Annotated in this window: 12 protein-coding genes; 7 read left to right on the forward strand and 5 right to left on the reverse strand. The window is 72.1% G+C overall.

The genetic code is table 11. The annotated features are described in order from the left end of the window. The 3 genes from ACQEVU_RS03360 to ACQEVU_RS03370 all read left to right on the forward strand — a co-directional run bounded on the left by ACQEVU_RS03360 (position 1) and on the right by ACQEVU_RS03370 (position 2992). Positions 1-675, forward strand: a complete 675-nt coding sequence (locus tag ACQEVU_RS03360) for an endonuclease/exonuclease/phosphatase family protein (RefSeq protein ID WP_433320348.1) — start codon at positions 1-3, stop codon at positions 673-675. Positions 676-782: 107 nt separating this feature from the next. Continuing rightward, the gene (locus tag ACQEVU_RS03365; RefSeq protein ID WP_433320351.1) at positions 783-2195 is read left to right on the forward strand and encodes a flavin-containing monooxygenase; all 1413 of its coding nucleotides are present in this window, start codon (positions 783-785) and stop codon (positions 2193-2195) included. Positions 2196-2206: 11 nt separating this feature from the next. After that, positions 2207-2992 (forward strand): alpha/beta hydrolase, encoded by a 786-nt coding sequence (locus tag ACQEVU_RS03370; protein WP_433334766.1) that lies wholly within the window; start codon positions 2207-2209, stop codon positions 2990-2992. Between the two features lie 160 nt (positions 2993-3152). Here ACQEVU_RS03370 and ACQEVU_RS03375 read toward each other — a convergent pair whose 3' ends face one another. Continuing rightward, on the reverse strand, positions 3153-3965 hold the full coding sequence (locus ACQEVU_RS03375; RefSeq protein ID WP_433320354.1) for a DUF308 domain-containing protein: 813 nt from the start codon (positions 3963-3965) through the stop codon (positions 3153-3155). Between the two features lie 178 nt (positions 3966-4143). Here ACQEVU_RS03375 and ACQEVU_RS03380 point away from each other — a divergent pair, with 178 nt between their 5' ends. Continuing rightward, complete coding sequence (locus ACQEVU_RS03380) at positions 4144-4839, forward strand: lysophospholipid acyltransferase family protein (RefSeq protein WP_433320357.1); 696 nt, start codon at positions 4144-4146, stop codon at positions 4837-4839. 90 nt (positions 4840-4929) lie between these two features. Here ACQEVU_RS03380 and ACQEVU_RS03385 read toward each other — a convergent pair whose 3' ends face one another. Together ACQEVU_RS03385 and ACQEVU_RS03390 are read right to left on the reverse strand one after the other, a co-directional pair. Then, positions 4930-8481 (reverse strand): AAA family ATPase, encoded by a 3552-nt coding sequence (locus ACQEVU_RS03385; protein ID WP_433334768.1) that lies wholly within the window; start codon positions 8479-8481, stop codon positions 4930-4932. A 129-nt stretch (positions 8482-8610) separates the two neighbouring features. Continuing rightward, entirely contained in the window at positions 8611-9303 is a 693-nt protein-coding gene (locus ACQEVU_RS03390; protein ID WP_433320360.1) for a Crp/Fnr family transcriptional regulator, read from the reverse strand. A 620-nt stretch (positions 9304-9923) separates the two neighbouring features. Between ACQEVU_RS03390 and ACQEVU_RS03395 the strand changes: the two genes are divergently transcribed. Further along, positions 9924-10418 (forward strand): polyadenylate-specific 3'-exoribonuclease AS, encoded by a 495-nt coding sequence (locus ACQEVU_RS03395; RefSeq protein WP_433320363.1) that lies wholly within the window; start codon positions 9924-9926, stop codon positions 10416-10418. A gap of 486 nt (positions 10419-10904) precedes the next feature. Here the strand turns inward: ACQEVU_RS03395 and ACQEVU_RS03400 are convergent, their stop codons facing one another. Further along, positions 10905-11378 carry an ABA4-like family protein gene (locus tag ACQEVU_RS03400; protein ID WP_433320366.1) on the reverse strand — a complete coding sequence of 158 codons (474 nt, stop codon included), beginning with the start codon at positions 11376-11378 and terminating at the stop codon, positions 10905-10907. Continuing rightward, positions 11378-12340 (reverse strand): hypothetical protein, encoded by a 963-nt coding sequence (locus ACQEVU_RS03405; RefSeq protein ID WP_433320368.1) that lies wholly within the window; start codon positions 12338-12340, stop codon positions 11378-11380. The genes ACQEVU_RS03400 and ACQEVU_RS03405 overlap by 1 nt, the downstream gene beginning before the upstream one ends. Positions 12341-12429: 89 nt before the next feature. On the opposite strand from ACQEVU_RS03405, the gene ACQEVU_RS03410 reads away from it, so the two are divergent. Then, complete coding sequence (locus ACQEVU_RS03410) at positions 12430-13068, forward strand: MerR family transcriptional regulator (protein WP_433320371.1); 639 nt, start codon at positions 12430-12432, stop codon at positions 13066-13068. Between the two features lie 121 nt (positions 13069-13189). Beyond that, the gene (locus tag ACQEVU_RS03415) at positions 13190-14218 is read left to right on the forward strand and encodes a 6-phosphofructokinase (RefSeq protein ID WP_433320374.1); all 1029 of its coding nucleotides are present in this window, start codon (positions 13190-13192) and stop codon (positions 14216-14218) included. Positions 14219-14257 lie beyond the last annotated feature (39 nt).

Genomic DNA, 14257 nt, shown 5'->3' on the forward strand with positions numbered 1-14257 from the left:
ATGACGAAGATCAGGGTGCTGTCGTACAACCTGCACGGCCTCCGCGACGACCGGCGCGCGCTCGCGTCGGCCGTGCGCGAGGCCGCGCCCGACATCGCGATCCTGCAGGAGGCGCCGCGGCGCTTCCGCTGGCGCCAGAAGTCGGCGGACATCGCGCGCGAGTTCGAGCTCGTGATCGCCGGCGGCGGGCTGCCGGCGCTGGGCAACCTGATCCTCACCAACCTGCGGGTGCGGGCGCTTTCGGAATGGAACATCCGGTACCCGCTGACCCCCGGCCGGCACATGCGCGGCGCCGCCTTCGTGCGGTGCCGCGTCGGGCGCGCGACCTTCGTGGCCGCCGGTTCGCACCTGTCCACGGACACCGCCGAGCGCCCGGCCCAGGCCGCCCTGCTCAAGCAGCACATGGACGAGGTCACCGACCCCCTGCTGTTCGCCGGCGACCTGAACGAGAACTCCGGCGGCGGCGCCTGGCGCATGATCGCCGACGGCCTGACCGACGCCGCGGGCGAGGACGAGCGCCCGACGTTCCCGGCCACGGCCGCCCGCGACCGCCTGGACGCGATCTTCGCCGACCCCCGCTTCACGGTCCTGCAGTACGACGTGATCGACACCCCGCAGACCCGCGCGGCCAGCGACCACTTCCCGGTCGTCGCCGACCTGGCGCTGGACGCCTGACCCGGCTCGCCGCCCGCCGGGCGGATCGCCTGGGCGGATCCGTCGATGCGTCTCCGGGACGAGTTCGGTACTGGACAAAACGGGGACTGTCGGAAGAGGATGCCGCGGTGAGTGCTGACGGTCGGTTTGATGATCTTGCCGGGAACGCCACGCACTGGAGGGATGGGGAGCCGGTCTACGACCGAGGTGACACCGTTTGCGTCATCGGGGCCGGCGGGACCGGGCTCGCCGCGATCAAGAACCTTCGCGAGGCCGGGTTCGGGGTCGACTGCTACGAGCGCGAGACGGGCGTCGGCGGCGGGTGGAACTGGCGGCACGACCGCAGCCCGGTGTACGCGAGCACGCACCTGATCTCGTCGAAGCCGTTCACGCAGTTTCCGGACTTCCCGATGCCCGACGACTGGCCGGACTACCCGCACCACACGCAGATGCTCGCGTACTTCGAGCGGTACGCCGACCACTTCGGCCTGCGGGACCACATCTGGTTCGGCACCGAGGTCGCGCGGGTCGAGCCCGCCGAGGACCCCGGGGGCGGGCCGCCGCGGTGGGACGTGACCGTCAAGGGCTCCCGCGGTGGCGCGCCGCGGACCATGCGCTACGCGGCCGTCGTCGCCGCCAACGGGCACAACTGGTCGCCGAAGATGCCCGAGTACGAGGGGCTGGCGGAGTACCGCGGCAAAGTGATCCACGCGAGCCAGTACAAGGACGCGGCGCAGCTGCGGGGGCGGCGCGTGTTGGTGATCGGGGCCGGCAACTCCGGGTGCGACATCGCGGTCGAGGCCGCGCAGCAGGCCGCCAAGTGCTGGCACTCGACGCGGCGGGGGTACTGGTACGCGCCGAAGTTCGCGCTCGGGCGACCGTCGGACCAGGTCAACGACAAGATCCTGGCGATGCGGCTGCCGACGAAGGTGCGCCAGTGGCTGCTGCACCGCACGATCAACATGACGGTAGGGGACCTGACCCGGTTCGGGCTGCCGCGGCCCGAGCACGGCATCCTCGAGATGCACCCGCTGGTCAACAGCCAGCTGCCGTACTACCTCGGGCACGGCGACATCGTCGCCGTACCGGACGTGAAGCACTTCGAGGCGCACGAGGTGATGCTCGCCGACGGGCGGGTCATCGACCCGGACCTGGTCGTGATGGCCACCGGGTACCTGCCGAAGTTCGAGTTCCTCGCGCCGGAGCTGCTCTCGACCGACTCGGGCGGGCGGCCGCGGCTGGCGCTGCAGATGCTGTCCCGCACGCACCCGACGCTCGCCGTGGCCGGCCTGCTGCAGCCCGACTCGGCGCTGTTCACGCTGTCGCACTGGCAGACAGTGCTCATCGCGCAGTGGCTGCGGGTGCTCGACGCGTCGCCGGACCGGGCGCAGGCCATCTGGGCGAAGCTGCGGGTCGAGGGCGACCGGCGCTACACCGCCCGGAAGGTCACCGACTCGACCCGCCACTGGTTCGAAGTGAGCCATTTCGTGTACCTGCAGGAGCTCGAGAAGACCCTGCACGAGCTGGAGGCGGTCTGTTGACGACGCGCGTGATGCGTTCGCAGGAGTGGGCGGACCCGCCCAAGCCCGTGCGGCGCGAGGTGCTCGACGCTCAGCCTTCCTCCGCCGGTACGTCCACCCCGGTGCTGTTCGTCCCGGGCTACGGCCACGGCGCGTGGGCGTTCGCGCAGTACTGGCTGGAGCGCACGGCGGAGCGGGGCTTCCCGGCGTACGCCATGAGCCTGCGCGGCCACGGCGGAAGCGGGCCGGCGCCCACGGCCCGGCTGCGCGACTACGTCCACGACGTGACGCAGGTGGCGGCCTCCCTGCCCAAGCAGGCGGTGCTGGTCGGACACGGCGCCGGCGCGCTGGTGGTGGCGATGGCCATGGCCCGCTACCCGGTGCGGGCCGGCGTGCTCGTGGCTCCCGTCTTCGGCGGCCTGGGCACCGCGTTCGGGCTGTTCGCGCGCAACCCGGTGGGCACGCTGCTGGGCCTGTTCGGCGGGCGGGTGTCGCTCAAGCGCGAGCAGCTGTTCAGCCGCGCGCTGCCGGGCAACCAGGGCCAGGCGTACGCCCAGCGCCTCCAGCGGGTCCCGGCCGGCGCCCAGCGCGAGCTCCTGCGCCGCCGCCAGCCCGAGGAGCCGGTCGGCGCCCCGCCGGTGCTGGTCGTCGGCAGCCCGGACGACCGCGTGGTGTCCGGCGCGACGCTGGACTGGGTGGCGCGGCGCTACGGCGGCTCGCCGCTGCTCTTCCCGGGCATGGGGCACGACCTGATGCTGGACGCGCGCTGGCAGGAGCCGATCGACGCGATCGCCGACTGGCTGGAGAAGGTGCGCTAGCGCCTGTTTCATTACTGGGGTGGGAGCGAGGCCGAGTCCAGATTTCGTCTGGCGGTGGCCCGCGGAAGCCTGGCTACCGGTGTTGTAACCCGGCTTTCGCGGGACGCCGCCAGGCGGAATCTGGGCCGGCCGCAGCCCCGCCTCAGTAATGAAACAGGCGCTAGACGCGGGCGCCGTTGTCCGGGTCGTCATCGTCCTCGTCGCCGGGGCGCAGCCGCAGCACGAGCGTGACGAACCCGCCCAGCACGCCGGCGAAGCCGAGGAACAGCGTCGTCTGCGAGCCCAGGGGGAGCAGATCGGGCCAGAAGAGCAGGACCAGGCCCGCGGCCAGGGCGAGGACGGCGACGATCGTGACCGGGGCGATCCTGGGCAGCGGCGGCGGGGGCGGGGGCGTGTACCCCTCTTCGTCCTCCTCGTCGTCCGGCAGGTTGTCCCCGAACGTGTCGAGGCTGTCCAGCAGCGACCGGTCGACCACGTCCGACGGGCGGCGCAGCGACGTGCGCGGGGCCGGCTCGGTGTCCATGTCGGGCGCGGCGGTGCTGGAGGAGTCCAGGTCCTCGGCGGCCGGCCATGGCGTGGCGACGGTGGGGTCGACCGTGGTGTGGAACCCGGCCACGATCGCGGCGAACGCCTCCTCGTCGGACTGCTCGCGCCCGGGGTGCTGCTCGGCCGGCGCCTCGGCCGGCGTTGGCTGCTCGGGCACGGACGCCGTGAGCTGGGCCAGGTAGTCCTGGGCCGTGGCCAGGTGGTCGCGGTCGGCGTAGAGCCGGTCGGTGGGCCGGGCGGGCAGCGTCGTGGTGCGCGTCAGCGGATGCAGATCCGAGGCAGGCTGGAGGTATGCCGCGATGCCGCCCTCGGCCAGCATGTCAAGCAGATGCTCCCCGATGCGTGGGTCGACGTCGCCCACCACCGCGTATTCCTGCGCCACCAGGCCGTTGTCCCGCCGGCCGCGCCGCGCCCCACCCCCTGGCACAGCTCGCCCCTCCCCGCGGCCGCCATCGCGACGACGGGGTGCGCCGCGAACAAACCGCTGACCGAAATCCTGACATGCCCGGCCGTCGTTCCGGGAGTGCGTTGTGGTGTGCCGTACTGCTTCGTAGGCTCTTTGCGACGGTCATCACCGATTGTCGCGCGATCCCGAAAGGCCGGCCGTGCTCTACTGGCTCCTCAAGTACATCGTCCTCGGACCTTGGCTGAAGCTGGTCTTCCGACCGAAGGTGGAGGGGCTTGAGCACGTCCCCACCGAGGGACCGGTGATCATCGCCAGCAACCATCTCTCCTTCGCCGACTCGATCTTCATGCCCCTCAGCGTCAAACGACGAGTCACCTTCCCGGCTAAAGCGGAATATTTCACCGGAAAGGGCATCAAGGGCTGGCTCACGAAGCTGTTCTTCGCGGGCACCGGCCAGGTCCCGATCGACCGCTCCGGCGGCAAGGCGGCCCGGGCCGCGCTCGAGGTCGGCCTCAACATCCTGCGGGCGGGCGGCATCTTCGGCATCTACCCGGAGGGCACCCGGTCGCCGGACGGGCGGCTGTACCGCGGCAAGACCGGCGTCGCCCGCCTGGCCCTGGAGTCCGGTGCGCCCGTGGTACCGGTCGCCATGATGAACATGGACAAAGTCCAGCCGATCGGGCAGAAGCTGCCGAACCTCCGCCGGGTGCACATCAAGTTCGGACCGGCGCTCGATTTCTCCCGGTATGCCGGGATGGCCGGGGACCGGTTCATCGAGCGCGCCGTCACCGACGAGATCATGTACGAGCTGATGACGCTCTCCGGGCGGGAGTACATCGACATGTACGCCCAGAAGGTCAAGAGCGGGCAGGCTCAGCACCCGGTGGCGGCATGAGCGGTCCGGAGCGAAGCGGCGCCCGGTCTGGGTCGACCGGCGCGAAGCCTTGTCGAGCCAGACTGGGCGTTGGGGCCGCGATCAATAGGCTCAGTCAGAGGGGCTCGCGCCGCCGGAGCGAAGCGGAGGCGGCGTGAGTTCCGCAAGTTCGAGGAGGCGGGGAGTGCCTGCCTCCTCGGCGAACGCGACCAGCTCGGCCCGCCAGGGCTCGATGCGCTCGTCGCCGCTGCGCCCGAGCGCCTGCACGGCCCACGCCACCGACAGGATGCGCGCGGAGTTGTTCGGGATCTCGCCGTAGATCTCGGCCGCCGCCAGGTGCATGTCCGCCGCCCGCGCGTAGTCGCCGTCGACGAACGCGATCGCCCCGGTGATCGTGCGCAGCGACGCCTCCACCCACGGCGTGCGGTGCGGCACGTCGGCGAGCATGTCGCGGATCGCCATCATGGCGACCCGGCCCGACAGCACGGCCGCGTGCGCGGTGGCGTCGATCCACTCGCCGCTGGCGATCGCCCGGACCTCCCGCCACGTCTTGGCCAGCTCCACGATGAGCGCCTCGGCGTCGCGGTCGCGGCCCTCCAGGGCGTGGCACAGGGCGCCGTGGCCCAGCGCGACCCACTGCAGCCGGTAGAAGCCGCTGCGGCGGGCGGCCGCGACCAGGTCCTCGACCTCGTCGGGGTCGACCGCCTCGCCGCGCAGCGTGCGGATCCAGGCGCTCACGCCGCGGACCTGCAGGTCCCACTCGGCGCCGGGCTCGGCCGCGGCGACGTAGGCCGGCCAGTCGCCGGTGAAGTACGCCGACTGGGCGACGTCGGAGTACCCGGTGGCGAGCGTGTGGCTGCCCGGGACGGCGTTGCGGCTGTCGTCCAGCAGCGCCCGCGCGGCGGTCCAGTCGCCGTCCTCCAGCAGCGCCCACGAGACGTTACGCAGGGCCCGGTGCTCCGACAGCAGGCGGCGCTCGCGGCTGACCTCCAGCGCGGACTGCAGCTCGACCAGGCCGGAGCGGTCGCCGGCCTGGAACAGCGCGGTGCCGATCGTGATCCGGGCGCCGGTGGCCACCTCGATCAGGCCCAGCCGGTCGGCTATCTCCGCGGCCGCGCTGGCCGCCGCGACCGCCGGGTCGACCTCGAAGTTCAGCATGTGCAGGCGGCCCAGCTCGGCGTACGCGTCGGCCTTCTGCGGCCCGTCCGGCAGCTCGTCGAAGAGCTCCACCGCGCGGTCGAGGCACGACAGCGCGTCGAGGCGGTCGGCGCGCAGCCACGCCGCCTGGCCCCGGACGGTCCACGCGCGGGCCGCGCCGGCCTGGTCGCCGGCCGCGTAGAGCCGCTCGGCCAGCCCGACGAGCCGGTCGGCGCCGCCCGAGCCGAGGAAGGCCTCCGGGTTGGCGTAGAACGCGATCTCGGTGCTCAGCTGCTCGATCCGCAGCCGCTCGAGCGGGTCGGTGGAGTCGTCGCACAGCGCGAGCGCCTTGCCGGCGTGCGCCGCGGCGGCCTCCAGCGCGTGCAGCGCATAGGCGCGCCGGGCCGCGCGGTGCATCGCGTCGCGGGCGGGGACGCTGTAGCGCGCCGCGTCCAGGCCCAGGGAGCGGGCGATCTCGTACGCCGTGAAGCGGTGGTTCGCGACCACCTCGGCCAGATCGGTGTCCCGGTCGGCGGCCACGCTGTCGAGCCACGCGGCGGTCAGCTCGTGCCGCGCGACCCGCTCCGTGCGGGGCAGCCGCTGATAGCAGACGTCGCGCACCAGGACGTGGCCGAAGCGGTACTCCGTCTGCCCCTCCATCGTGGAGGCGGCCTGCTCGTGGATGAGGTCGCGCTGCTCGAGCCGGCGCAGCGAGCGCTCGATGCCGTCGGCGGGCCGGCTCATGGCCGCGCCGACCGCGCCCGGCCAGAAGTTCATGCCGACCACGGCGGCCGCCTGCAGCACGGCCCGGTCGGCGGCGTCGAGCAGGTCGACGCGGTTGGCGATGACGGCGTGGACGCTGTCGGGCATCGGCAGCCGGCGCCCGAGCGCGTCGGAGGCGGGGAGGTTGCCCTGCTCGGCGAGCATCCGGGTGTACTCGAGCGCGTAGAGCGGGTTGCCGTCCGCGAGCTCGACCAGGGAGCTCAGCGACTGCGACGGGAACGTGACGGCGCCCAGCAGGTGGGTGTACATCGTGGCGATCTCGGTGTCGCGCAGCGGCGGCAGCGTGATCGACACCGCACCGGCGACCGCGCCGGCCCAGCTCGGGTTGCGCTCCAGCAGCTCCGGGCGGGCCGTGCACAGCAGCAGCAGCGGCACGTCGCGCACCGAGGCGCCCAGCCGCTCCACGAACCGGACCATCGACTCGTCGGCCCAGTGCAGGTCTTCGAAGACCAGGACGGTCGGGCGGTGCGCGGCCAGCGCCACGACGAAGCGCCGCCACGCCGACTCGGTCTCGTCCGGGGCCAGCTTGGGCCCGGGCAGGCCGACGAGCGGGCTGAGCGCCTCGGCCAGCCGCTCGGCCTCCGACGGCCCGACGATCGCGTCGAGGGCGGCGTTCAGCCGCTCGCGGGTCGTCTCGGCGCTGTCGGTGTCGAGGATGCCGGACTGCGCCTTGACGATGTCGGCGAGCGCGGCGTACGTGACGTTCTCCCCGAACGGCGGGCACCGCCCGGTCCGCCACGCCACCGGCGCGTCGAACAGCCGCTCGGCGTGCAGGAACAGCTCGTGGACCAGCCGGCTCTTGCCGATGCCGGCGTGGCCGAGCACGGTCACCAGCTGCGGGGTGCTGTCCCGCAGACCCCGGTGCAGCGCGTTGACCAGCAGGCTCAGCTCGTGGGTGCGGTTGACCAGCGGGGTCGAGCCGGCCTCGCGGTCCGGATGGTTGCGCCGCAGCGGGGCCAGGGCCAGCCAGACCTCGGTCGGCGTGGAGCGCCCGCGCAGCGTGGCCGGCGGCTGGGCCTCGTAGCGGATGGAGGACTTGGTCAGCGCGTACGTGGTGCCGCAGACCAGCACGCCGCCGGGCGGGGCGAGCGACTGCAGCCGGGAGGCGGTGTTGACCACGTCGCCGGCGACGATCGCCTGGCCGCCGTCGCGGGCCGCGGCCACGTCCACGAGCGCCTCGCCGGTCGCGACGCCGACGCGGAAGCGCAGCTCGCGCTCGCCCTCGCCGGTGCTCGCGTAGCGGGCCAGCACCCGCTGCAGCTCCAGGCCGGCGCGCACGCAGCGCACCGCGTCGGTCTCCGTGGCCACGGGCGCGCCGAAGAGCGCCATGACGGCGTCGCCGATGTACTTCTCGACGACCCCGCCGTACTGCCCGATGACCTCGCGGGCGGTGGAGAAGAAGCTCTTCTGCAGCTCGCGCACCAGCTCCGGGTCGGCGCGCTCGACGTACGGCGTGAAGTCGATCAGGTCGACGAACAGCACGCTGATGCGGCGCCGGTCCTCGCTGCGGGCCGCCGGGATGGCCGGCACCGGCGCCCGGCCGGTCGCCCGCTCGGCCCGGATGAGGTTGCGCACGGCCGTCGTGTCGGCGCGCGGCGTGCCGCAGCCGGTGCAGAAGACGGCGTCGGGCGCGAGCGTGCGGCCGCACGTCGGGCACGGCGGGCTCAGCTCGGCGCCGCAACCGCCGCAGAAACGGTCACCGTCGCCCGACTGGCGGCCGCAGCGTGCGCACTGACTGGAAATCGCCGACTCTCCCTTGGGCCTCTTTGAGACCCATCCTCACACGTCGGCGGCCGGGGCGGCCAGGTGTCCGAAATGGCACCCCGCACCCCGGCCGTCCAGCCGATTTAAAGTTGTCCTAAAGGACGTTTTTTACCGGTCGGGCATGCCCGCCCGGCGGCGCAGCGCGCTCAGGTCGGTCACCACGATGCGCCGGCCCTCGGTGCGCAGCCAGCCGCGGCTGGCGAACGACCCGATCGCCTGATTGACGCTCTGCCGCGAGCCGCCGGCCATCTCGGCGAGCTGGCTCTGGTTGAGCTCGATGGTGACCATCGGCGCGGTCGTCTCGCCGGCGAGGCGGACCAGCGTCTTGGCGACCCGCCCGGGCAGGTCGAGGAAGACGTGGTCGGCGTTCTGCTCGGTGAGCCGCCGGATCAGCAGCCCCAGCGAGCGCATGACGGCGTCGAGGATCCGCGGGTTGGCGTGAACCAGCTCGATGAACGCGTGCCGGGACAGCGCCAGGGCCTGGCAGTCCTCGATGGCCTCGGCCGACGCCGAGCGGGCCGCCCCGTCCAGGAGCGAGACCTCGCCGATCGTGTCGGGCGGCCGGATGACGGACAGCACCGCGCGCTCGCCGGTGGGGGCGGTCCGGAACACCATCACCGCACCGCGCTTGAGCACGATGAGCGACTCGCCCGGATCGTTTTCGACGAACAGCAGCTGGCCTTTGCGGTATGTCCGTGGGACCGCCGCCTGGATGACCCGCTGACGCACATCGGGCTCCAGACCACTGAACATTTCCACACCGGTCAGTGCGTCGCCGGGATCTGGCAGCCGACCCTCCACGGTCAAACCCCTCCCGGTTCAGCGTTGATCGGACTCGTTGATCACGTTAGGTGATCACGATGACAGTACGGAACTTCTACCAGATCATGACTGGCGTGTCGGAGTCTGTACATCCCCCGCATCGGCTCACCGACAGCGCCGTTCATGAGTCCGCAGGCAGGCTAGTGCCACCACGCAAACCGCTGGGGGGCGGGGGGCATGGCAGGGCCGCGGCCGGGGCCCCGGATGGTGCGAGCATCCGGGACCCCGGCCGCGGATTCGTCGTTCTCCGGGCACGCGCAGCGTGACGGCGACATAATTCCTCCGTGGCCGCCCCCGCCGCCGGCTGGTTCACGCGACGCTGCGCAGAAGCCGGCAGTGCAATCCCGGCCCGTGCATTCCGCCGGACCCCGGCGCTAGGCGGGTCCAGATCAACGATGGCCAATTCGCCGCCAAATGGTGCCCGCGCGCCGCGGATCCGGGTTCGAGGCCCGCCTGTGCGCCGCCGAGCACGTCCACGCCGCCGGCGACGGCGCCTGACCCTGCGCAACGGTGGCGCCGCGCATCCTGGCGGTTCTCTACGCGGAGCTGTCCACCGCCCTGTGATCTCCGCGCCCCCGCCGTAGGGCAGGATGTTGCCGGTGGCGGCATATCGGTACTTCTATGACTGCGAGTTCATCGAGGACGGCCGGCAGATCGACCTCGTCTCGATCGGCGTGGTCGACGAGCACGGCCGCGAGTACTACGCGGTCTCGACCGAGTTCGACGACTCCCGCGCCGTCCCGTGGGTGCGCCGCAACGTCCTGGACAAGCTCCCGTCCCCGGCCGACAAGGCCTGGCGCTCGCGCGAGCGCATCCGCGAGGAGCTGCTGAACTTCCTGACGGAGCCGCTGCGCTCGGGCGAGGCGGACGAGATCGAGCTCTGGGCCTGGTACGCCGCCTACGACCACGTCGCGCTGGCCCAGCTGTGGGGCTCGATGCCGGCGCTGCCCCGCGAGATCCCGCGCTTCACGAAAGACCTGCGCCAGCTGTGGGACGACGCCGGTCGCCCTCCGCTGCCGGTCGTGGAGGGCCGCCACGACGCCCTGGTGGACGCCCGCCACAACCTGGCCCGCTGGCACGTCATGCACGGCTGAGCTGTATTTCCGGTTCGCTGCCGCTCGCGCCGGGGGAGCTCCGCGTCCGCCGCCCTTGTCCCGCGGGGGCGTTGATCGAAAAGTCGGGCGCTGGCGCGCCACGACTTTTCGGACTTTTCGCCTGTCGGGCGATAAATCCGAAAACGGCGGAAAAACTGGCCGGTCCTGCGGTGCTGCGGTCCTGCGGTGCGCGGCCGCGAGGTGCGCAGCCGGCGTGCGCGGCCCGGGTCAGTGCGTGTCGGTCGGCGGCGGGGTCGAGGCGGCCTGCGGGAACGCGGATGCTGCGGTGCGCGGCCCGGCTCAGTGCGTGTCGGCCGGCCACGGGGTCGAGGCGGCCCCGGGGACGCGGATGCTGCGATGCGCGGCCGCGAGGTGGGCAGCTGGCGTCCGCGGCCCGGGACAGAGCGTGTTGGCCGGCAATGGGGTCGAGGCGGCCCCTGCGGACGCAGATGCTGCGATGCGCGGCCGCGAGGTGCGCGGCCCGGTTCAGTGCGTGTCGGCCGGTAACGGGGTCGAGGCGGGCTCAGCCGACGAGGAGGCGTGGGGGAGGGGCTTCAACTGGCGCAGCGCCAGGTAGAGCGGAAACCCGATCGGCGACAACAGGATCGTCAGGACCAGCACCGGGGCCATGAGCAAGGGGTGCAGACCCCGGCGGCGGCTGTCCAGGTAGACGAAGCGGCCGATGAACAGGTCCCACGCGATCACCTGGGCCCACACCGCCGCCACCACCTCGTCGCGGGACAGCAGGGCCCGCACGCCGGCCAGGTCGGGGTTGAGCATCTCGCGGGCGAAGTCGCCGAACGCCGGTGCGATCGCGAACGCCCACACCACCAGCGTCGGCAGGACGATCAGCGGCGAGGAGACGATCCGGTGCGACCAGCGCCACGTGGGCGTCAGGATCATGAGGGCCCAGAACGGTACCGCGACAAGAAATGCCAGCTGAAACAGCGTCTGCGACATCAGGCCGCCTCGGCCGGGATCGGGGCGGGGGCCGGCTGCGCCGCAGCGGGCGAGACGCGCGTCGAGGCCGCCCAGGCGGCGCCGGCCGCGGTGAGCAGCAGCAGGGCGCCGGCCGCCGTCCAGGTCGGCGTGTCGGGGTGGATGAGCGACTGGCCGCGCAGGGCCTGCCAGGTGATGAGGACCGTGAGGCCGGCGTAGAAGAAGCCGGCGACCGCGATCAGGCGGGTGCGCAGGCGGTCCGAGCGCAGGCGGGGCGAGCGGCGGGCCAGCAGCGTCAGGGCGAAGGCGAACAGCGGCAGGGCCTGCAGCGCGTGCATGCCGATGAAGTGGCCGGCGCGCAGGTCGCCGCCCGTGGTGCTCCAGTTGACCAGCGGCAGGCCGGGGCCGCCGTCGGGGACGCCGACGCTGTGGGCGCCGATGACGGTCGGGTTGTCCTGGGCGAGCTGGGCCTTCGTCGGCAGGGTCATCAGGAAGCCCACCGCCATGCCGCCGAGGGCGACGATGATGCCCAGGCGCACGGCCAGCGCGTCGGCGCGGTCCGGCATGCGCTGCATGAGCAGCAGGATCGCGAGGATCAGCGTCGCCACCCAGGCGATCGCGATGGTGGCGCCCATGATGTTGTACAGCAGGCCGTCCAGCGCCGTCCGGCCGTTGAAGTGGCTCTGGTGGCCGCGGGCGGCCTGGCCCGCGATGATCGAGATCTCGAGCAGCATCGCGCCGGCGATGATCGTGCCGAGCCACCAGCCGAAGCGGCGGCGGCGCTCGGCGAGCAGGCTCAGCATCCAGGCGATCGTGGTGCCGTAGATCGCGATCGACACCGAGAACTTGAACGGCTTGAGCCAGACCGGCACGCCGAGGAGGGTGCGGTCGTCGGCGAAGATGCCGACGGCGGTGAAGAGGGCCAGGGCCGCCGTGAGGCCGGCGACCAGGATGAGGGGTCGGTGAAGACGTGCGACATGCATCGGATGCTCCCAGTGCGAACGCGAATGGATAGCGGTGCTGTCTGCTATTGGGAAGGTACACTATCCATACCAAGGTCGGAAGGAGTTGCATGCGCATCGCGGAGTTGAGCCGGCAGACCGGGGTTCCCGTGCCGACGATCAAGTACTACCTGCGCGAAGGCTTGCTGCCGGCCGGCGAGCTGACGAGCCCGAACCAGGCCCGTTATGACGAACGACACGTCCAGCGGCTGCGCCTCGTCCGGGTGCTGCTGGACATCGGCCGCCTGCCGATCGCCACGATCCGTCACCTGCTCGTGGCGCTCGACGAGCCCGATCCCGACGTGCACAACGTGCTCGGGCAGGCGCTGCCGATGACCGTCGGCGGCAAGGACTCCGTCGACCCGCAGGCCGTGCAGTCGGCCCGCGACCGCATCGACAAGCTCGTCGCCGAGCGCATGTGGATGGTCGGCCCTGCCGCGCCGGCGCGGCAGGCCGCGGCCGAGGTCCTGGCCGCGTTCGAGCAGGTCGGGGCCGATGTCGGGGAGCTTCTTGAGCAGTACGCCGACGTCGCCGAGAGCATCGCGGTGTACGACCTGAAATTCGTCGGGCGGGCCAGGGACGCCGAGGGCATGCTCTATGCGGCCGTCGTCGGCAGCATCCTCGGCGACACGTTGCTGGCCGCGCTGCGCCGCATGACGCAGGAACACGAGTCGGCGAAGAAGTTCGGGATTCGCGGGGACGACTGCTGAGGGTTCAGCTGGAGCGACTACAGTGCGCTGTGAATCGGCAGCGTCGCCATGAGCGGGTACCTCCGGCTCGACCGCGCCCGTGATGCGGTTCGGGCACGCAACCAGGAAGGCAAGATCAAGCATGCGTATCGGCGTACTGACCGGGGGCGGCGACTGCCCCGGCCTCAACGCGGTCATCCGTGCCGTGGTCCGCAAGGGGATCTCCACCTACGGCCACGAGTTCGTGGGCTTCCGTGACGGTTGGCGCGGTCCCCTCGAGGGCATCACGCGCGAGCTGGGCATCGCCCAGGTCCGCGGCATCCTGCCGCGCGGCGGCACGATCCTCGGGTCGTCCCGCACCAACCCGTTCAAGATCGAGGGCGGCGTCGAGAAGATCAAGTCGAACCTGGCCGACCTGGGCGTCGACGCGCTCGTCGCCATCGGCGGCGAGGACACCCTCGGCGTGGCCACCAAGCTGACCGAGCTGGGCGTCAACGTCGTCGGCGTGCCGAAGACGATCGACAACGACCTCGGCGCGACCGACTACACGTTCGGCTTCGACACCGCCGTCAACATCGCGATGGAGGCGATCGACCGGCTGCACACCACCGCCGAGTCGCACCACCGCACCCTCGTCGTCGAGGTCATGGGCCGCCACGCCGGCTGGATCGCCCTGCACGCCGGCCTGGCCGGTGGCGCCAACGTGATCCTGCTGCCGGAGCGGCAGTTCGACGTCGACCAGGTCGCCGGGTACGTCGAGAAGCGCTTCCAGACGCAGTACAGCCCGATCGTCGTCGTCGCCGAGGGCGCCCAGCCGCTCGACGGCCAGATGGTGCTGCACAACCAGGAGCTCGACTCCTTCGGCCACGTCCGCCTCGGCGGCATCGGCCAGTGGCTCGCCGAGCAGCTGGAGGCGAAGACCGGCAAGGAGGCCCGCACCGTCGTGCTCGGCCACATCCAGCGCGGTGGCACGCCGACCGCGTTCGACCGCGTGCTGGCCACCCGCTTCGGCCTGCAGGCGATCGACGCCGTGCACGAGGGCGACTTCGGCAAGATGGTCGCGCTCAAGTCGACCGACATCGTGCGCGTCCCGCTGGCCGACGCCACCCGCGAGCTCAAGACCGTCCCGGTCGAGCGGTACACCGAGGCCGAGGTCTTCTTCGGTTCCTGATCGTCACTCGCACGTCGTCGTCAATCGGAAGTCCTGGGG

The organism is Dactylosporangium sp. CA-139066 (assembly GCF_050936175.1).
GTDB lineage: Bacteria > Actinomycetota > Actinomycetes > Mycobacteriales > Micromonosporaceae > Dactylosporangium.